This is a genomic window from Curtobacterium sp. Leaf183, assembly GCF_001424385.1.
In the GTDB taxonomy this organism is placed as follows: domain Bacteria; phylum Actinomycetota; class Actinomycetes; order Actinomycetales; family Microbacteriaceae; genus Curtobacterium.
Window position 1 is genome coordinate 234,241 of record NZ_LMPO01000001.1, and the last position, 1,757, is coordinate 235,997.

The 1,757-nt window shown below is 72.2% G+C and carries 1 protein-coding gene; it reads right to left on the reverse strand.

The genetic code is table 11. The features are described 5' to 3' along the window. Positions 1-110: 110 nt before the first annotated feature. Positions 111-1,634, reverse strand: coding sequence for an MFS transporter (locus tag ASG04_RS01070; RefSeq protein WP_056119000.1), 1,524 nt, complete (start codon positions 1,632-1,634; stop codon positions 111-113). Positions 1,635-1,757: the final 123 nt, after the last annotated feature.

Genomic DNA, 1,757 nt, shown 5'->3' on the forward strand with positions numbered 1-1,757 from the left:
TGACGGCCCCGTGCGCCGATACAACCTCGCACCGAGGACACAACCTCGCACCACGGACGAAGCTCGCACGGTGCCGCGCTCGGGGCACCTCCCGCGGCGCGCGGCGCGCCTCAGCGGCGACGGAGCATCACGAGGGCACCCGCCGCCGCGACGACCATGAGCACCGCGGCCACGCCGGCCGTGATCGTCACGCCCGAGTCGAACGCCGCCCGCGCCGACTCGAGCAGCACCTGCCCGGTGGACCCGCCGAGCGACGACGCCGCGGCGACGGCACCGCCGAGCGTCTCCTGGGCAGCGGTGTGCGCCGTCGAGGACAGCCCGCTCGGCACCACGACGTGCGCGCGGTAGGCCGTCGCCAGGATCGTCCCGAGGATCGCCGTCCCGAGCACCGCTCCGATCTCGTACGCGGTCTCGGACACCGCCGACGCCGCGCCGGCCTTGTCCGCGGGGGCCGTCGAGATGATGAGGTCGTTCGTCACGGTCTCCGACGCGCCGATCCCGATGCCGAGCAGCACGAAGGCGAACGCCAGCGCAGCGATCGAGGCGTCGTGGCCGAGCACCGCGACCAGGGCGTACGCGGCGGCCGAGAACAGCAGCGCGACGGCGACGACCCAGCGCGGGGCGACCCGGGCGACGATCGGCACGACGACGAGCCCGGCGACGATGGTGAGCACCGACCCGGGGATGAGCACGACCCCGGAGGCGAAGGGGTCGAGGCCGGCGACGAGCTGCAGGTGCTGCGCGATGAAGAACAGGAACCCGGTGAGCGAGAACATCGCCGCCATGTTCATGAGCACGCTGCCGGTGAAGGCCGTGCTGCGGAACAGCCGGAGGTCGAGCATCGGGGTGCGCGACCGCAGCTGCCGCCGCACGAACGCGACGCCGCAGAGCACGCCGACGCCGAGCATCGCGATCGCGAGGCCGCGCTCCTCCGGGTGCACGACGGACTTGATGGCCCAGGCGACGGGCGCCAGGGTGCCGAGCGACAGCAGCATGCTCACGACGTCGACCGGCCCGGGGTTGCGGTCACGGGACTCCGGCACGCAGAACGGCACGGCGACGAGCATCACGACCAGGATCGGGACGGCGACCAGGAAGACGCTCCCCCAGTGGAAGTGCGCCAGCAGTGCGCCTCCGACCAGCGGGCCGAGCGCGTTGCCGGCCGCGAACATCGTCGACCAGACCGCGAGGGCCATGCGCCGCTCGCCCGCGTCCGGGAAGACGTTGCGGATGATCGACAGGGTCGCGGGCATGAGCATCGCGCCGAACACGCCCATCGCGATGCGGGCGGCGACGAGCATCCACGCGTCGGTCGCGAACGCCGCGGCGACGGACAGCAGCGCGAAGCCCGTGGCACCGGTCACCAGGATGCGACGACGCCCGATGCGGTCGCCGATGCTGCCCATCACGACGAGCAGCCCGGCCAGGACGAGCGGGTACGCGTCGACGATCCAGAGCTGGGTGGTGGCGTCCGGGTGCAGGGCGCGGGCGATCGACGGCAGCGCGAAGCTCAGGATGGTGTTGTCCACCGAGATGAGCAGCACGGGCAGCATGAGCACCGCGAGCGCCAGGAAGCGTCGGGACCGGCTCGCGGTGACACGGGTCGCGACGGGACTGGTGAGGAGTGCGGACATGGTGGTGCTCCACGGACTTCGAGGGTGTTGCTCCGGGCGCGGAAGTCGTCACGCAGCCCGGCAGGACCCGTCCACTGTACCGTCTGGACGGTTGACGTGGCAAATGCAACACAGGACGGACGG